12 protein-coding genes are annotated in these 17,129 nt (G+C 70.5%); 4 read left to right on the forward strand and 8 right to left on the reverse strand.

Going from position 1 to position 17,129, the window contains the following annotated elements; all coding sequences use genetic code 11:
- The 6 genes from NBX02_RS14340 to NBX02_RS14365 all read right to left on the reverse strand — a co-directional run.
- A partial coding sequence (locus NBX02_RS14340; RefSeq protein WP_445548434.1) for a beta-ketoacyl synthase N-terminal-like domain-containing protein occupies positions 1-3,727 on the reverse strand: 3,727 nt, incomplete at its 3' end.
- Between the two features lie 585 nt (positions 3,728-4,312).
- Positions 4,313-4,963: an SGNH/GDSL hydrolase family protein gene (locus NBX02_RS14345; RefSeq protein WP_250291732.1), complete on the reverse strand. Its 651-nt coding sequence runs from the start codon at positions 4,961-4,963 to the stop codon at positions 4,313-4,315.
- A gap of 459 nt (positions 4,964-5,422) precedes the next feature.
- Positions 5,423-5,956 carry a YiiD C-terminal domain-containing protein gene (locus tag NBX02_RS14350; protein WP_250280735.1) on the reverse strand — a complete coding sequence of 178 codons (534 nt, stop codon included), beginning with the start codon at positions 5,954-5,956 and terminating at the stop codon, positions 5,423-5,425.
- 206 nt (positions 5,957-6,162) lie between these two features.
- A complete protein-coding gene (locus tag NBX02_RS14355) occupies positions 6,163-7,386 on the reverse strand; it encodes an acyl-CoA dehydrogenase family protein (RefSeq protein ID WP_445548433.1) in 1,224 nt (407 codons plus the stop codon).
- 232 nt (positions 7,387-7,618) lie between these two features.
- Positions 7,619-8,857 carry an NAD(P)/FAD-dependent oxidoreductase gene (locus tag NBX02_RS14360; RefSeq protein WP_250280736.1) on the reverse strand — a complete coding sequence of 413 codons (1,239 nt, stop codon included), beginning with the start codon at positions 8,855-8,857 and terminating at the stop codon, positions 7,619-7,621.
- 262 nt (positions 8,858-9,119) lie between these two features.
- Positions 9,120-10,922, reverse strand: coding sequence for an AMP-dependent synthetase/ligase (locus NBX02_RS14365; RefSeq protein WP_250280737.1), 1,803 nt, complete (start codon positions 10,920-10,922; stop codon positions 9,120-9,122).
- Between the two features lie 567 nt (positions 10,923-11,489).
- On the opposite strand from NBX02_RS14365, the gene NBX02_RS14370 reads away from it, so the two are divergent.
- From NBX02_RS14370 to NBX02_RS14385, 4 genes are all read left to right on the forward strand, one after another.
- Positions 11,490-13,034: an MFS transporter gene (locus NBX02_RS14370; protein WP_250280738.1), complete on the forward strand. Its 1,545-nt coding sequence runs from the start codon at positions 11,490-11,492 to the stop codon at positions 13,032-13,034.
- A gap of 108 nt (positions 13,035-13,142) precedes the next feature.
- Positions 13,143-13,406, forward strand: coding sequence for a type II toxin-antitoxin system TacA family antitoxin (locus NBX02_RS14375; RefSeq protein ID WP_250280740.1), 264 nt, complete (start codon positions 13,143-13,145; stop codon positions 13,404-13,406).
- Positions 13,403-13,915, forward strand: a complete 513-nt coding sequence (locus NBX02_RS14380) for a GNAT family N-acetyltransferase (RefSeq protein WP_250280742.1) — start codon at positions 13,403-13,405, stop codon at positions 13,913-13,915. Before NBX02_RS14375 ends, NBX02_RS14380 begins: the two co-directional genes overlap by 4 nt.
- A 343-nt stretch (positions 13,916-14,258) precedes the next feature.
- Positions 14,259-14,738 (forward strand): PaaI family thioesterase, encoded by a 480-nt coding sequence (locus NBX02_RS14385; protein ID WP_250280744.1) that lies wholly within the window; start codon positions 14,259-14,261, stop codon positions 14,736-14,738.
- A gap of 146 nt (positions 14,739-14,884) precedes the next feature.
- Here NBX02_RS14385 and NBX02_RS14390 read toward each other — a convergent pair whose 3' ends face one another.
- Both NBX02_RS14390 and NBX02_RS14395 read right to left on the reverse strand, forming a co-directional pair.
- On the reverse strand, positions 14,885-15,550 hold the full coding sequence (locus NBX02_RS14390) for an HAD family hydrolase (RefSeq protein ID WP_250280746.1): 666 nt from the start codon (positions 15,548-15,550) through the stop codon (positions 14,885-14,887).
- Between the two features lie 123 nt (positions 15,551-15,673).
- Positions 15,674-16,525, reverse strand: a complete 852-nt coding sequence (locus NBX02_RS14395; RefSeq protein ID WP_250280748.1) for an MBL fold metallo-hydrolase — start codon at positions 16,523-16,525, stop codon at positions 15,674-15,676.
- Between the last annotated feature and the right edge of the window lie 604 nt (positions 16,526-17,129).

The raw sequence follows: 17,129 nt of genomic DNA on the forward strand, positions 1-17,129 counted from the left end.
GGGCAGCCTCGGCTGCGGCAGCCGCGGCCGACGGCGCCGGAGCTGGTGCGGGAGCCGACGTCGGGACAGAAGCCGGGACCGGCCTCGGCACGGAGGCCGGGGCCAGGGGCGGGGGTGGGGGCGGAGCCGCGGCGATCTCTGTCCGGCGCGGCTGCTCCGGCAGAGCCGGCGGCGGCGGGGCGGACGGGGCGAAGGCGGCTGGTGCTGGTGCTGGTGCTGGTGCAAGGTAGCCGTTGATCGCCGGGGGACGCTGTCCGCCGCGTTCGATCTCGGCCAGCGACGAGAGGATCTCGTTGGCGCGGATGTGCGCCTGCCCGATCGCCAGGCTCTGGTCCTTCACGCTCTCGACCGCCCGCGCGAGCCAGGCCCCGCCGGCCTCGTCCACGCCGGGCTGCCGCTGGTGCAGGATCTCCACCAGCCCTTCGGCGACCTGCAGCTGGCTTTCCAGATACCGGGAGTGCAGCGCCACATGCTGCGCGACCACGTCGTCGAGGCCGCTGCCGTCCCCGGCATCATCGACACGGCCGCTGCCCACCGCGTCGGCGCTGTGGGAGTGGGCCGCCGCCGGTGGTGCGGCGATAGCGACGGCCGGCGGCCACGCTGCCGCCGGCTGTGGGGCCGCCGACGTGGTCGGCGCTGGCGCGGCCGTCGAGGATGCGGCCGTCGATGATGCGGCGGCATGGCCGGCGGAGAGGACCGACGGGCCGGGTACCGACGGGCCGCCCGGCGCCGCCGCGTCCGCCGGCACCTGGTGGCCGTCCTGACGAGCGGCCCGGTGGGCGTCCGCGACATCCGCGTCGATCCCGTTACCAGCCCCGAGGCCGAGGCCGAGCCCGAAACCGTTGTCGCCGCCTGTCCCGTTGCCGCCTGTCCCGCTGGCGCCGCTGGCGCCGCTGGCGCCGCTGGCGGCCAGAGTGACGACCGACGCCCGGAAACCGTCGTCGAGCGCGGCCCGATAGGCGGCGCGGCGGGACTCCGGCACGTAGTCGGCTCCGTTCAGGGTCACGGCCATGCCCCGGGACTTCGGCGCCACCCACGCGGGGGCGTCGTACCGGTTGATCCCGCTGATCGGCGCGCCGAGAACCGCGAGCTGGACGGCGGCCTGCTTCAACGCGACGTCGCTGTCGCCGAGCGGGCCGGCGTCGGTGGGAACGGCGACGATGCCGGACTCCTCGAGGGTCCGCCTGGCCAGCGCGGTCAGCACCTGCTTGGGGCCGAACTCGACGAACACGTTGCAGCCGTCCGCACGGATAGCCGCCAGGGCCTGGACGAACTCGACCGGCTGGAGCAGCTGCTCGGTCAGCGCGCGCCGGTTCGCCTCGGTGTCCGGCCCGTACCGGACGCCCGCGGTGTTGGCGTAGACCGGCTGCCGCGGCTCGCCGATCCGCGCCGTCGAGACGGCGTGCCCGAACGCCTCGACGGCATGCGCCACATGGGAGGTGTGGAAGGCCGCGGAGACGGGCAGCGGCCGGGCGCCCAGCTGCCGCTGCTTGCATTCCTGGACGACCTCGCCGACCGCCTGGGTCTCCCCGCCGACGACCACCTGGTCCGGCGCGTTGTGATTGCAGATCACCACGCCGGGGAAGGCGCGGAGGATGTCGTCGACCTGCTCCCGGGTGGCCTGGACGGCGGCCATGGTGCCCGGGTCGTGGTCGGGGTCCTCGGCGGGCGGGGCCATCGCCTCGCCGCGGGCGCGGGCGAGGCGGAAGAAGTCCGCGTCGTCGAGGGCGCCCGCGGCCCACAGCGCGGTGAGCTCCCCGAAGCTGTGCCCGAGGAATCCCGCGCAGCGCAGGCCCAGCTCGGCGAGGTAGCGGAACTGGCCGGCCGAGAGCGCCCCGATCGCGGGCTGGGCGTACTCGGTCCGGCGCAGGGTGCTCTCCTGCTTCTGGCGTAGTTCCGCGTCGAAGACGGGCGGCGGGTAGATGATCGCGCCCAGCCGGCGGTCGGCTCCGGCGAACGCCTCGTTCGCGTCGTCGACGGCCCCGGCCACGGCCGGGATGTTGAGCACCGCCTCCAGGCCCATGTCCAGGTACTGGCTGCCCTGCCCGGCGAACAGCGCGCCCACCTTCAGGCCGGCCAGCGCCCGGGCGCGGAAGAACACCCCCGCCGGATGCGTCCACTGCGCCGCGTCCGGGGCGGCGGCGAGCTGCTCGACCGCCAGGGCGAGCAGGCGCTGGGCGGTCTCGTCGTCCACGGCGACGAAGCCGACCCGGGCGTGCTCCGCCGGGATCGGCGTGCTGTCGCCCGGCTCGGCGCCGGAGCGCAGCAGCTCCAGCAGGCTGGCGGTGTCGGCCGCGTGCCAGAGGTGGGCGCGGGCGGTGCGGTGCAGTGTCGTGGTGGCGCGGCGCTCGCCGGTGTGCTCCTCGGAGGCCGTGTGTTCCTCAAGAACGACGTGGAAGTTCGTCCCGCCGAAGCCCATCGCCGAGGCGGCGGCCCGGCGGACCGGCCGGGCCGGGTCGCGGATCCACGGCCGGGTCCGGGTGTTGACGTACAACGGCCCGCCGGTGAAGTCGATCGCGCTGTTGGGATGCTCCACGTTGATCGTCGGCGGCAGCGTCCGGTGGTGCAGGGCGAGCGCGAGCTTTATCAGGCTCGCCGTGCCCGCGGCGCCCTTGGTGTGGCCGATCTGCGACTTCACGCTGCCGACCGCGGCGAAGTGCCGCTCGCCGCCCGCCTCGGCCAGCGCCTCGGTCAGCGCGGACAGCTCGGTCCTGTCCCCCACCGCGGTGCCGGTGGCGTGTGCCTCGAACAGCTCGACGGACGCGGGCGAGCAGTCGGCGTCGGCGTAGGCGCGGGCCAGCGCCAGCCGCTGCCCTTCGGCACGGGGCGCGTAGATGCTCTTGGACCGGCCGTCGCTGGACGAGCCGATGCCGCGGATGACCGCGTAGACACGGTTGCCGTCCCGCTCGGCGTCGGCGAGCCGCTTCAGCGCGATCATGCCGATGCCCTCGCCGATGAGGGTGCCGTCGGCGGCGTCGTCGAACGGCCGGATCCGCCCGCTCTTCGACAGGGCCTGGGTCTTGCTGAAGCACATGTACCCGAAGATCGAGTTCTCGGTGTCGGCGCCACCGGCGATCATCATCTCGGCCCGGCCGTCGACCAGCTCGGCCACGGCCATCCGCAGGGCTGACAGCGACGCCGCGCAGGCCGCGTCCACCGTGCAGTTCATCCCGCCCAGCCCCAGGCGGTTGGCGACCCGGCCGGAGACCACGTTGGCCAGCAGGCCGGGGAAGGAGTTCTCCTCCCACGGCGCGAACGCCTGGACGTACTTGGCGGCGATGGCCTCGGCGTCGGACGCGCTGAGCCCGCAGCTACGGACCACTTCCTTCAGGACGGGGGTCGACAGCCGGGCGGCCAGCGGATGCATCAGCGGGACCGGCCCGGTGACCCCCAGGACCACCCCGGTGCGGGTGGCGTCGTACCAGTCGGAGCCGGTCGCGCCCGCGTCGCGCAGCAGGTCCCGGGCCACGATCAGGCTCAGGGTCTGCATGACGCTGGTGACCTCGAGCTGGTTCGGCGGGATGCCGAACTCCAGCGGGTCGAAGTCGACGTCGGGGATGAAGCCGCCGCGGCGCGAGTAGGTCATGTCCGGGACGGTCGGATCGGGGTCGTAGTAGTCGTCCAGGTTCCACCGGTCCGCCGGGACGTCCTGTGTGCAGTCCGTCGCGTCGACGATGTTCTGCCAGTACTCCCGGTAGTTGTAAGCGTTCGGGAAGAGACCGGCCATACCGACTATCGCGATCGGATTGTCGGCCAGGCGCCGTTGCGCCAGCGTGTCGCCGCTCACCGTTTTCCTCTCCTGAGCTTTCCTTGAGCCTTGTCGCAGCGGATGGTCCCGGCCTTTTCCGTGGCCCGGGCCCGCGTTTTCGGGTGCGGTGCCCGCGAGGCTCCGCGTTTCCGCGCCCCGCTTTCCCGGATACTGCTTTCCCGGAAACTTCTCTCCCGGGTTCCCGTTCCTGGGCCGGCCGCCGGCGGGCGCCTCGGATCCGGCATGTTCCGCCGGCTCGCCCGGTGCCCGCGGGCACACGAAAGAGCCGGGACGGGGAGCCAGCGGCGCTGGTTCCCCACTCGGCCGTGCCGTGCGGCGGCCCGGTGAAGCCGGGCCGGTGGGACCTTCTGGATCGGCGTGCGGACATCCGCGGCCGGCTGCCGGCCGGCGCGAGAAAAACCATGACCGTGCCTGTCCGGCCGTCCTGCCACGCCGGCCGTCCTGGCATTTCAGGTGATCTGGTGTTCCGAGTGATCTGGCATATCGGCTGGTCTGTTGTCTCGGCTGGTCCGATGTTCGGGCTGGTCCGATGTTCGGGCTGGTCTAGTACGACAGTGGTCCGGCACCGACGCCGGCGAACGGGGAGGCCGTGGACAGCGGCACCATTCCGGTGGCCAGGCCGACGAGGTCCGCCATGGCTTCGGCGAAGTGCTGGTGACCGATGGGGCTGGGGTGCAGGCCGTCGGCCGACCACATGGCCGGGTCCGCCCATTCCCGGCTGTCGACGACGTCCAGGCAGAGCGCGCCGGTACGTGCGGAGATCTCCCGCAGGTACTCGTTCGCCTCGGCGAAACGGCCCCGCAGGAGCTCCTGGAAGGACGCCGGCAACGGGAGGTTGCCGGGAATGTCCGCGTAGGTCGCGGTGAACATCACCGTGTCCGGGCCGGACAGCGTCGCGAAGATCGCCTCGAGATTCCGCCGGAAGCGGGCCGCGTCGTAGTCCCGGATCAGGTCATTGACCCCGGCCACGAACCCGATCAGCGGGGCCTTGTTCACCAGCGCGACCCGAAGCTGCCGGTCGATCACATCCTGGGTGGTCGCGTCGAAGGTCCCCAGGTTGAGGCAGCCGCTGCCCGCGATCCCGAACATCTCGGCGAACCGGGGCACCCAGCCGCGGTACGCCCCGTCCGGTGCGGGGTCGCCCCGGCCCTCGACGAAACTGTCACCGACGACCGTCATCCGCGCTTTCGCCATCATGTTCCCCGCTTCGTCCCGAGCTGCCCGCGAAAAGATTCCACAAGTTGGATGCCAGCCCACCCGTCCGTGCGGTCGTCACGCATTGTTCACACCCCTGTCATGTTATCCGGCAGGTCTTGGCACGGGCATTCGCCAGCAAGTTTCCTCTCAATTGTGCGAAGCATCCGAAAGAACGGTCAACGCCAATCCCGGATACCTATTGCCTGATCAGGGCGGGCTATCGACGCTATCCACGGGAAAACAGGATGCCCGCTCCAGAATTCTCGACAAATTTCGGCAGAGTTCACTGTCCCGTGGGGCCCGCCATACATCACCGGCCCGCTGCCACTGTCGCGGGAGGCCGCCGGGCGTGCCCGGACATCGTCACGCACTCTTCGGGAAACTTGTGCGACCGATACATTTTACAGCATTACACAGGTTTTGCACCAGTTCGTCCACAGTGCCGGCGGAACCCGTTCAGCCCGCCGCGATGCTGCAGGCATAGTCGAAGTGGAACTTGGCCAGCAGCACGTCGGCGTCGTCGTAGAGCAGCGCCCTGCCGTCCAGGTCGAACTGCTCCGCGGCCGTGCTGGCCAGGATTCGCCGCGCCTCTCGCTCGTCCACGGTGGCGATCGCGCGGACCCGGCCGACGGCCGGCTTCCGGAAAATCGACCGCGCGTCCCGGACCACCGTGTACTCGACCCGGGCCAGGCGCGGCGCCAGCGCGCCGGCCAGCGCGGCGGCACCGGCGATATCCGCGGCCAGGAAGAGCGCGCCGGCGTGCACCGTCCCCAGATGATTGGTGAGGTTCCTGTCCGCCGGAATCTCGACCACCGCGCGGTCCGGCCCAACCTCGGTGATATCGGCCCCGACGAAACGACCGAAGGGCACGAGCGAGTTCGTGATCTCACGAATCCGTTCGTAGTCGACGACTCCGCCGGTGGCCTCGCTGAATATCGCATACCCGGCCTGGGCGGGCGGAACCCGCGTGTCACTGGTCACGTCTACCATCCCAACACTGTTTTCCTACCGGACCGTGAACAGGTGTCGAACCGGTCACCGGAGGCGGCGGAAAAAGAGGTGAAGCGCCATGCGGGCAGGAGCGCGCGGGGCGGGGGAAAACGGGCACGAAGACGGTCCGCACCGCGGCGGCGCCCAGCGGAGCCCATCAGCGGAGTTCGCCAGCGGAGTTCGCCAGCGGAGTTCGCCGGTGCGCCTCACCGGTGAGCGCGCAGCACCCGGCGGGCGATGGACCAGCGCAGCACCTCGGACGGGCCCTCGTAGATCCGGAAACCCCGCGCCTCGACAAGAAAGCGGGCGACCAGTTCGTCCTCGCACACACCGAGCCCGCCGTAGAGCTGCACCACGCGGTCGAGCACCCGCCAGACCGCCTCCGACACGAAGGTCTTGGTGATCGCGGACGCGTGGCGCGCGGCGCCGCTGAGCGCGCCACGCTCGTCGATCACGGCGGCTGTCGAGTGGACGAGCGCCCGGGCGGCCGCGATGTCGATCTCGTTGTCGGCGACGTGCGCCTGGGCCATCCCGTGGCCGGCGACCGCTGTCCCGAACGCCTCGCGCCCGACGATCCGCGCGGCCGCCATCTCGTGCGCCCGGACGGCCACCCCCAGCCAGCTCATCGAGAACATGATGCGGGAGGGGGCCAGCCGTGCCTGGATCTGCTCGAAGCCCTTCCCGGCCTCGCCGAGCACGGCGTCGTCGGGCACGAAGCAGTCGTCGAACGTCACCTCGCAGTGGCCGCCCGGGGCGCTGTGGTCCAGCGTCGGCATGCGGCGGCCGACGGTGAGCCCCGGGTTGTCCTGGTCCACCACGAAGATGGTCGAGCCACCGGTGGTCGCGGCCATGCAGATGCTGAACGCCGCCCCGTCGGCTCCGGTGACGAAGTGCTTCGCACCGTTGATCTTCCAGCCGCCGGGGGCCTTCTCGGCGGTCGTGCGCAGCATCGCGAGATCCGACCCCGCCCCCGGGGACGGTTCGGACACCGCGAGGGACGAGCGGACCTCACCGCGCGCCAGCGGCTCCAGGTACCGCCGCGCCTGCTCGGCGGTGGCGAGGTGGGCGAGCAGGTGGATGTTGCCGTCGTCCGGGGCGGACGCGTTCACCGCGATCGGGCCGATCAGGCTCGCGCCGGCGGCCTCCAGCACGTGCGCCAGGGCACGGGTGTCGAGGCCGAGCCCGCCGTAGGCCACCGGCGACAGCGGGCCGAAGACCCCCGCCTGGCGTGCCGCCTCCTGCAGCCGCACCCGCAGCGCGTCGTCCATCGGACGCCCGTCGACGATGATCTCCCGCTCGACCGGGAAGACATGTTCCTGGACGAACGCCCTCGTGCGTTCGGCGATCCGCTGCGGGCTGGCGCCCGCGCTGCCCGCGCTGGACGCGCTGGACGCGGTGAGTGCGGTGAGTGCGGTGGGTACGGCGTTCACGGCTGGGCACGCTCCTGGTCTGTGTCGGCGCCGCCGCCGCGCGGGGGCGGCGGGCGGCGCGTCCGTTCCTCCTGCCGCGCCGCCTGGTTCACCGGCTCCCCGCTCCCCTGGCTCCCCGGTACACCAGGGCACCTGATGACCGAGGAGCGGTACAGGCGAGAAGCGATATCGTCCTATACCAGCAGGTATTGTCTGATACAGGCTTATACGGGCAGATGTGGGCGAGAAACGGTCAGGCGGCCGTGAGCAGCCGCTTGTCCCGCGGTGTCCCGACCGCTTCGTAGAGCTTCTCCAGGTGCTCCGGAGCGAAGAACTCCTCACCGTGGATGCCCCCGCCTATCATCGCGTAGAACTTCTTCGTGTATTCCGGGCTCTGGCTCGTGGCGCGCAGCACCGAGTCGAAGAAGGGGGGCAGCGGGAGGAGTTCGGAGATCATGCAGGTGAACTCGAAGGTGCTCTTGCTCCGCTCGTCGCGGAGCCTGGCGTACTCCGCCACCGCGTCGTCGATCGGGCGCTCGCCGGCCAGTCCTTCGTGCAGATGGTTCGCCAGGAGCTCGGCGTACACGAGGGCGTCGGTGATTCCCCAGCCGGTGAACGGGTCCTTGTGGTATCCGGCGTCCCCCACCAGCGCCCAGCCCGGCCCGTTGGAGCGGCGGTAGTAGTTGTCCGGGTAACGCATCACCCGGAAGTTCTCCTCCCGCTTCCCCTTCGCCCGCAGTTCCTCACCGAGCTCGGGGACGACCTCGTCGTACACCGCGTGGAAGTTGTTCTCCACGTCGGTGCGGAACGCGCTGAAGTGCTCCCGCCGGCGCAGCAGGGACAGCAGGTTCAGGCCGTCGTTGGTCGGCCACGTTCCTATCTGCTGCTCGTTGAAGCCGGTCCGGTGGTGGAAACTCCAGTCCAGGCCGCTGAAATACGAGTAGTAGACGAAGCAGCTCGCCGGGACCACCCGGTAGAAGTCGGCCCCGACCTTGTCCGCGACCGTCGAGTTCCGGCCGTCCGCGCCGACGACGAACGAGCCGCGGAACTCCTGCTCCGGCCCGTCGCCGAACTGGCCCCGGATACCGGCCGCACGGCCGTCCTCGAAGATCACGTCCTGGACGGTGAAGCCCTCGAGGATCTCCACTCCGGCCGCGCGCGCCGCGTCGACGAGAATGCCGTCCAGGACGGTGCGCCGCGGGGAGTAGACCTCGGTGATGCCCTCGATCGGGTCGGCGAAGCCCTCGATGTGGATGCCGGTGTAGGACATGATCAGGTTTCTTATCGGCGGGACGCCCGACGCCACGAGGCGGTCGAGCAGGCCCCAGTCCCGCAGCCGGGCAAGGCCGGTCTGGTGAACATAGTGCGTCGAGACGGTGTCACTCGGGAAGGTAGACCGATCGACGACAAGGACCCGGTGGCCTCGCCTGGCGAGCAGCAGCGCCAGTGGTGAACCGGCGCAGCGCGCACCGACAACGATGACGTCGTACATGAGAATGTGCTCCTGTCGTGAACCCGGCGAAGCCCGCGGTGGTATTACACACGGCAGTGGTACGGGTCGATTTTCCACAGCTGCCGGAACGAGAGTCAACAACTACCGCCGAGATACATCGCCCAATTGGGCGGCACAATTGACCCACAACCCGGGAAGGGCCCGGAAGAACACCGGAAAGATATCCGGAGAATTCTCCACAGGTTCACCGGGCGTTGGGAGGAGGGAACCGAAGGAAGAGGAAGGAGAAGGAAGGAGGAGGTTAGCCGTACACCGCGGCGATGTCCGCGGCGAAGTCGGCCTCGATGACGTTACGGCGCAGCTTCATCGAGGGCGTCAGCTGCCCGGCGGCCACGGTGAAATCGGTCACGAGCACCCGGAACGCCCGGATCGACTCGGCGCGCGAGACCAGGCTGTTCGCGTCGTCCACGGCGGTCTGGATCTCCGCGAGCAGCTCGGGGTCATGGCTGAAGGACCCGTCGCCGGCGGCGAGCCCCCGGCTGGCCTGCCAGCCGGCGAGCGCGGCGGGGTCGATCGTCACCAGCGCGCTGACGAAGGGCCGCCCGTCACCCACCACGATGCAGTTGCTCACCAGCGGATGCAGCCGGACCCGGTCCTCCAGCGGGGCGGGTGCGACGTTCTTGCCACCGCTGGTGACCAGGATCTCCTTGCGGCGGCCCGTGATGTGGAGGAAGCCGTCGTCGTCCAGCCGGGCGAGGTCGCCGGTGTGCAGCCACGGGCCCTCACCGCCCTGTGTCGCGTCCCGGTCGGTGGGCTGCGGACTTCCCTGCCAGTACCCCGGCGAGACGTTGAGGCCGCGGATGAGCAGCTCGCCGTCGTCCGCGATCGCCACCGTGGTGCCCGGGATCGGGCGCCCGGTGCTGCCCAGCCGGTTGGTGGCCGGGACGTTCACCGTCACCGCCGTCGCGGCCTCGGTCAGCCCGTAGCAGTTGAGGATCCGTACCCCGATGCCGCCGTAGAAGGCCGCGGTCGAGTCGTCGAGCGACGCGCCGCCGCAGATCACGTCCTGGAAGCGGCCGCCGAAGGAGGCCCGTACCCGGCTGTAGACCTGCTCGTCGAACGCGGCGTGCGCGGCGCGCAGGCCGTCGTCGACCGGCAGCCCGCGCGCGCTGGCGAGCCCGAACTCGATCGCGGCCCGCTCCGCCTCGGCGTCGACCACCCCGGCCCCGCCGGCCGCGGGCACCCGCACCCGCTTGCGGATCTTCTCCAGCGCGTACGGCACAAGCGCGAGGAAGCTCGGCCGGAACACCGGGAACTGCCCGATCAGCTCCGGGATGCCCGCCACCAGCCCGGTCCGGGTGCCCCCGTACAGGCAGGCGATGAGGATGGTCCGGCCGAAGACGTGCGACAGCGGCAGGCCCAGCAGGGTCGCGGCCTGCTCCCCGGCGGCGGTGCGGAAGAGGTCACCGGTGTGTTCGACGGTGTTGGCGGAGGACGCGTACAGGTTGCGGTGGGTGAGCATGCACCCCTTGGGCATGCCGGTGGTACCGCTGGTGTAGACGATCGTCGCGAGGTCGTCGGCGCGTACCTTGGCGCGGCGCTCGTCGAACTCGGCGTCTTCGGGCCCGTCCTGGTCCGCGTCGCGCCAGGCCCAGACCGCCGCCAGCGGCCAGGAGCCGACGCGCAGGGCCGCCCCGCCGATCCGGTCGAGCTGGGCCCGCTGTTCCTCGGTCTCGGTGAAGCACCAGTTCGCCGCGGAGTCGACGAGCAGGTGGCGCACCTGCTGCTCGGACGCCGTCGGGTAGATCGGGACCGTGACCGCGCCGATGCTGAGCACCGCGAAGTCCACCACGGCCCACTCGTAGCTGGTCCGTCCCAGCACGGCCACCCGGTCGCCGTGCGCGACCCCGTGCGCCAGCAGCACCTTGGCGACGGCCCGGACGTGGCCGGCGAACTGCCGGTAGCTGACGTCCCGCCAGCCGGCGGCGTCCTGCCAGCTCAGCACCGGGCGGTCCGGGGCCAGCCGGACACCCTCGTCCAGGATGAGGGACAGCCCCCGATCCGCGGGAAGAACGACACCGTCCCCGGACCTGTACTGCTGCATGTGAACCACCTACTCGCGGCGACGATTTCCGATGTCGGGAAACAGGAGCTCGGCGGCGGCGTCGGGGCCGGTCGAATATGAATACCAAAAGAATTCCCGACGAACAGCCACCACGAAGGCCACCACGAAGAATTCATCCGTTCGCAACACTCCCGTGGACTGGCCGGTGGGATGACGGATTCGGGCACCCGGGACCGGGCGCCGGTGGGCGTCTCATAGTGTGTGAACCTGTCGGGATGGTGTCAACGTGGGTTCGGCGGGCCCAATCGCCCGATCGGCGGGGACGATCGAGAATAACGACGACCGGCAACGGCCGACGACGGCGGATTCTCCCGGCCGACCGCTTCGCCAGCACTCGCCAGGACACCCTGCCAGGACGCCGCTGTGACGTTTACCACCCGACGGTCTCGAGTCGTCCGCGCGTATCCGGATATTACACTGGCGGCACGGATTCACATACGTACGGTCACCCACGAAGAATGCCGGGCCGTACGACGGCCTCCGGATCCCACCGCGGATTCCGCATGCCACACATCATGAGATGACCACCGGCAGAGGGATGTTTCCATGAGACCGGACGAAACGCCCACTTCGACGTCGCGCCGCGCCAGTCCCGCGATCCGGCTCGCGCTCGTCTGCGTGGCGACCTTCCTGGTCTACCTGGACGCCAGCATCACCCCGGTCGCCGTGCCGGCGATCCGCGCCGATCTCCATGCCGACGTCACCGCCGCCCAGTGGCTCCTGGACGCCTACACCCTGGGCTTTGCCTGCCTGCTGCTGACCGCGGGATCACTCGGCGACCGTTTCGGCCGCAAGGCCGCCCTGCTGACCGGCGCCGGCGGTTTCACGGCCTGCTCGGTGGCCTGCGCGCTCGCCCCGGGCGCGGGAGTGCTGATCGCCGCGCGCGGCGGCCAGGGCGTGTTCGCGGCGGCGGTCGTACCGCTGTCACTCGCGGTCACCACCGAGCTGTTCGCAGATCCGAGGCGACGGACCCGTGCCATCGGCGTGTGGGGTGGCGTCGCCGGTACGGCGGTGGCACTCGGACCGATCATCGGCGGGCTGCTCGTCCAGACGGCCGGCTGGGAGAGCATGTTCTGGATCAACCTGCCGATCGGCGCGGTGGCGCTCGCCGGCCTGTCCTGGGCCCTGCCCCCGTCCCCTCCCCGCCGGCCGTCCCGAAACGGCCGGGCCGCCGGCGAGGGCCGCGACGGCATGCCCGACGCGCCCGACGCGCCCGACGCGCCACCGGCCGATGGCCTCCGGGGGAGCCGGGAAGCCGCCGGCCGGCCGGACGTCGTGGGGCAGGCGCTGTTCGTGCTCGGTAGCGGGCCGCTGACGTTCGCGATGATCGAAAGCGGCCGTTTCGGCTGGTCCTCGCCGGTCATCCTCGGGCTCCTGCTCGGCAGCGCCGTCGTCCTGGCGCTCTTCGTGCGCTGGGAGATCCGCTGCCCGCACCCGATGCTCCCGCCGCGCCTGCTGCGCGTTCCCGCGGTCGCTGTGGCCTGCGTCGTGAACTTCCTCGGCCTGTTCGGCATGTACGCGGTGCTGTTCCTGCTGACCGTGTACCTCCAGGAGACCCGGCACCTGTCACCGGTGGGAACCGGGGTGCGTTTCCTCGCGCTCACCGGGTTTCTCGGCGTGGCCTCGATGGGCGCGGCCGCCGTGGTGGCCCGGCTCGGGACCCGCACGACCATGCTCCTGGGCCTGCTCCTCGTGGCGGCCGGGCTCGGCGGGCTCACCCTCGTCGAGGACGCCGGCGGCTATTTCACCTACGGATGGGCCCTGGTGCTGCTCGGTGCCGGCATACCGCTGTCCAGCGGTGTGGTCGCGATCCAGGCGATGATGAGCGCGGTACCAGCCGATCTCGCCGGTACCGCGTCCGGCGCGATGAACACGTTCCGGCAGTTCGGGGCCGTCTTCGGAGTGGCACTCGCGGGCGTCCTCTCCCCGCAGCGGGGCGAGGCCGTCACCTCGATGAACGTCACCTTCATCGTCGCCGCGACCGGCGCCCTGGCCGGTGCCGTCGTGACGGCGGTCGTGCTACGCGCGCGGAACGACCACGCCGGCCGGCCCGTACCCACGGTGGAGCCGCAGCAGCCAAGCGTCGCGTGACCTCGACCGACCCGCCGTCACCGGCCTGCCGTCGGGGATTTCCGTTCCAGCTGTAAGCCACACCTCCTCGGCTCGTACGCCTACCAGGCGCACACTCAGGACATGACGATGATCAAAAGTTCCCGCATCGCTGTACGCCTGCCTGAAGAGCAGGATGCGCTGATCCGCGTGGCAGCCGAGGTCGAAGGCTCGACCGTCACCGAGTTCACCGTGAACGCGGCCGTAGCCAGGGCCAAGGACGTCCTGGCAGAGCAGCGCCTGTTCACGCTGGGGAGCGAGGCATGGACGGAGTTCCTCACCATTCTGGATCGTCCGGTTACTCGTAAACCGCGCCTGGAACGCCTGCTCACCGAGGAGCCGATCTTTGAATGAGTGGCTGCTCCGCTCCCAGGCCGATCGCCGCGGCTGATGACCTGTCGACCTTTGACAGCGGCGAGTCCGCACTGGACGACTGGTCGCGCCGACGGGCGTTAGGTAACCGGACAGCGGGAGCCTCCCGCTGTTTTGTCACGTGCCGTGACGCACGTGTCGTCGGCTACTACGCCCTGGCTACCGGGGCCGTACAGCGGCTGGATACCAGCCGACGCATCGGCCAGGGCATGCCCGATCCCGTCCCGGTCATTCTGCTGGGGCGTCTCGCCGTCGGCGTCAAGGAACAGGGCCGGGGTCTGGGCGCCCATCTGTTACGCGACGCGATCACCCGTACCATCGCGGCAGCGGAGATCGTCGGCGTGCGAGCCCTGCTCGTACACGCGCTGCACGACCAGGCTCGGGAGTCCTACCTGCATTTTGGGTTCGAACCGTCTCCCACCCACCCGCTCCATCTGTTCCTTCTGATGAAGGATGCCCGGGCTCTGACCAGAGGCGACACATCCGGGTAGTGCCGGCCGGATCGGTGGCCGGCACTACCCGGCACAGCCAGGAATGTCCGTCGACCGAACAGCCGTCCACGCCGCTTTCCGGACAGTTCCGTTCTCGGAAATGAAAAGCCGGGAAAATGGAAAAACCGTTCATCCACCGTGGGGTAACAGAACGTTCACCGGCGGTCCACCGTTCCGCGGTCCTGTTCCAGTGGATGTCGGCGTATCGTCCGGTGACGAGCGTCCCGGGTGCGGGACGAGCCGAGGCCGCATGCGGATGACATGCAGAATATCGCGGCCGGCAACGCGGCAGCTGGAGCCGCCGGGAGACAAGAGCGTGGCGAGAGACAAAGGAGGCGAGTCCGTGCAGGTGAACGGAACGCGGGAGGAGTCCGCCGCACAGAGCCGCATCCGGGAACTACAGCAGTTGTTGGAATACGGCCTGCAGGCCGGGATCGGGGTCGGCCACTCGCTGGGTATCACCGTCGAGTCGGTGGACGAGGGCCGGACGGTCTACACGCTGGCGCCCTCACCGGCCACGGCCAACGCGATGTACACCGTGCATGGCGGAGTTCTGGCGACCCTCATGGACACCGCCATGGGGAGCGCGGTCTTCACCAGTCTCCCCGACGGGGTTCTTTACACCACGCTCGAGCTGAAGGTCAATTTCATCCGGTCGGTGAAACTGGACGCGGACCGGCTCACCTGTGAGGGCCTGGCCATCCACGTCGGCAGACGGACCGCGCTCGCGGAAGCGCGTGTCACCGACCCTACCGGCAAGCTGATTGCCCACGGGACGAGCACCTGCCTGCTACAGCCCGTGGACACGACCCGGAGCGCGTAGCCGGCCGTCCTGCCCGTACCCGGCACGGCCGGCCCCGTGGCCACGGCCACTCCGCCACAGCCGTGGCCACGGAAGGGCCGTCTGAGACAGCGGGGCGGTGCCGGATATCGCGTGGGTGGTCTCCGGTCCGTGTGGAATACCCACCGTCACAGCTGCATCAGGTGCTCCAGGGTCTGTTCCGGCGAGCTGTGCAGGATCGTCCGCCAGCCACGGGCCCGCGCGGCGACGCAGTTGACCGGCGTGTCGTCGATGAGCAGGCACTGTCGGGGCGTCGCGCCGAAGGCGTCCTCGGCCAGCTGGTAGATCTCCGGGTCGGGCTTGCGGATCCCGGTCTCGTGGGAGTTGATGGTCACCTCGAACACGCCCGCGTCGGGCATCAGCGCCGCGCGATGCGGCTCCCACTCGGCCACGCTGTTCGTCAGCAGCCCCACCCGCAGCCCCCGGCGCCGGCAGTCGGCCAGACAGCCGAGCAGTGCGCTGTTCATCCGCCGTCCCTCGTACCAGTGGTCGCCGAAGCGGGTCAGGTCGACTCGTGGCGTCCACCGCGGGGCGAGCGCCGCGGTGACCCGCAGTCCCCAGTCGTGCTGCGTCATCAGCCCGCGTTCCAGCGGCTCGAGCATCCGCATGCCGCGCTCGCCGGCGACCGTCTCGATGGCCGACCGCAGGGCCGCGGCCGGCACCCCCGCCGCGGCCACGAACCGGTCGAACGCCTCCGGGATGGGGGAGGTCAGCACGCCGCCGAAGTCACACCACACCACCGAGACCTCCGCCGACGACGGGCGCCGGCCGATGTCCCGGGTGCCGTCAGCCACATCCGCCCCCCGGGACATCGGCCGGTGGGACGGCGGCCGGTGGGACGGCGGCCGGTGGGACGGGCCGGCCCGGGCAGGATCGGCCGCGGGCGGCCCCGGGAGCCGCGTGGGCGATTCCGGGGGTCATCCGGGAAAGCCCCCGGGAATCCACGTGTCGAACTGGGCGGCTGGCGCGGCAATGTGCACCGGGCCGGTGAAGACCTGGCGGGCGTCGGCCTGCCGGGCCGCCAGCCACCGCGGGTCGGCGGAGATGAAATGGGTCAGGACGAGCTGCCCGGCGTCCGCCTCGGCCGCGGCGGTACCGGCGTCGGTGGCGCACAGATGACCGTGCGGCCCGTTGTCGGCGATCTCCAGGGTGGCTTCGGCCAGCAGCAGGTCCACGTCGCGGGCCAGGGGGATCAGCGCGTCTGTCCAGCCGGTGTCGCCGGTGTAGGCGAGGCTGCCCGCCGGGCTGTCCAGCCGGACACCGCAGTTGGGGATGGCGTGACGCAGCGCGTGCATACTGATCGTGCAGTCACCCACCGTGAAACTCTCGCCCGGGACGTACTCCCGTACGTCGAAGGCGAGGTCGAACGCCCTGTCCAGCAACGGGATGGTCGCCACCGGAAAGAGCTCCGCGAGCTTCCGCAGGGTCGCGCGCCCGCCGGCCGGGACATAGAGCGGAATCGGCGTGAGCCGGGTGGTGCCGGCCGCCTCCAAGATCTCCGGCAGGGTGGGGAAGGACGCGCCATACCGCGCGTGCCGGCTCAGGAGAGTTTTTCCGACCGGCAGCAGATCATAGCAGTGATCCAGGTGGAAATGACTGATCACCACCGCGTCCAGCATTTTTGGATGCCCTATCATGCTGAGCGCCAGCGCCACACCGGGACCGCAGTCGAGCAGGATCCTGGTGCTGTCGGTGCTCACGAGATAACCCGAACTGCCCTGGCCACCGGAAGGCATTCCCGAACGGCAGCCGAGGACGGTGAGATGCATCTGCGAAATGTCCGATCTTCTGAAATACCGGAATCCGGGGACTCCGGAGCACTGGTGTGATGTGGTATGCCGAGGCGCCCCGACGGCGTAACGTGTGGATCTTTGTGATGCCGCCGGAGAATTTTGGGTCCTGGGAACCGGGGGTGCACGGTTCCCCCGGTTCCAGCGATGTTGCTAGCAGCTTGTGGCCCTGGCAACGAGCAACTTCCAGCCATACGATTACGAACGCTTATCACCGCTGTTCACTGCCCTCGCCGCCGCTCACCAGGCTGGCCGTGCCGCCGGGATGCCATGCCCGGCCGGCATGACTCCCAGCCGGCATGACTCCCGGCCGGGACGTGCCGGGACGGCCCGGCAGGTCCACCGGCGCTGTCTGTCGGCGGTCGTCCGGGAGCCGGCGCGGCCCGGTACGGCCCGGTACGGCCCGGTACGGCCCAGCGTGGCCCGGCCTTCGTACCGGGTCGGGCCGGCAGCGGCCGGCGACGCCCGGTCAGCGCTCGACGTATTACGCGGAAAAGTGCCCACCGGCCGCTTTCTCCAGTTTTCGCCCAGCCCGTCACGGCCTGGTGGTGAACGAAACGCGAAGCGACGACAAATGATGCGG

The sequence above is a fragment of the Protofrankia sp. CiP1_Cm_nod1 genome (assembly GCF_920888515.1).
Lineage (GTDB): Bacteria > Actinomycetota > Actinomycetes > Frankiales > Frankiaceae > Protofrankia.

What these genes read in the sequence shown, in the direction of transcription:
- NBX02_RS14345 (WP_250291732.1), bottom strand. Translation starts at nt 4,963, where the DNA reads ATGGCGAAAGCGCGGATGACGGTCGTCGGTGACAGTTTCGTCGAGGGC.
- NBX02_RS14350 (WP_250280735.1), bottom strand. Translation starts at nt 5,956, where the DNA reads ATGGTAGACGTGACCAGTGACACGCGGGTTCCGCCCGCCCAGGCCGGG.
- NBX02_RS14360 (WP_250280736.1), bottom strand. Translation starts at nt 8,857, where the DNA reads ATGTACGACGTCATCGTTGTCGGTGCGCGCTGCGCCGGTTCACCACTG.
- NBX02_RS14365 (WP_250280737.1), bottom strand. Translation starts at nt 10,922, where the DNA reads ATGCAGCAGTACAGGTCCGGGGACGGTGTCGTTCTTCCCGCGGATCGG.
- NBX02_RS14370 (WP_250280738.1), top strand. Translation starts at nt 11,490, where the DNA reads ATGAGACCGGACGAAACGCCCACTTCGACGTCGCGCCGCGCCAGTCCC.
- NBX02_RS14375 (WP_250280740.1), top strand. Translation starts at nt 13,143, where the DNA reads ATGATCAAAAGTTCCCGCATCGCTGTACGCCTGCCTGAAGAGCAGGAT.
- NBX02_RS14380 (WP_250280742.1), top strand. Translation starts at nt 13,403, where the DNA reads ATGAGTGGCTGCTCCGCTCCCAGGCCGATCGCCGCGGCTGATGACCTG.
- NBX02_RS14395 (WP_250280748.1), bottom strand. Translation starts at nt 16,525, where the DNA reads ATGCATCTCACCGTCCTCGGCTGCCGTTCGGGAATGCCTTCCGGTGGC.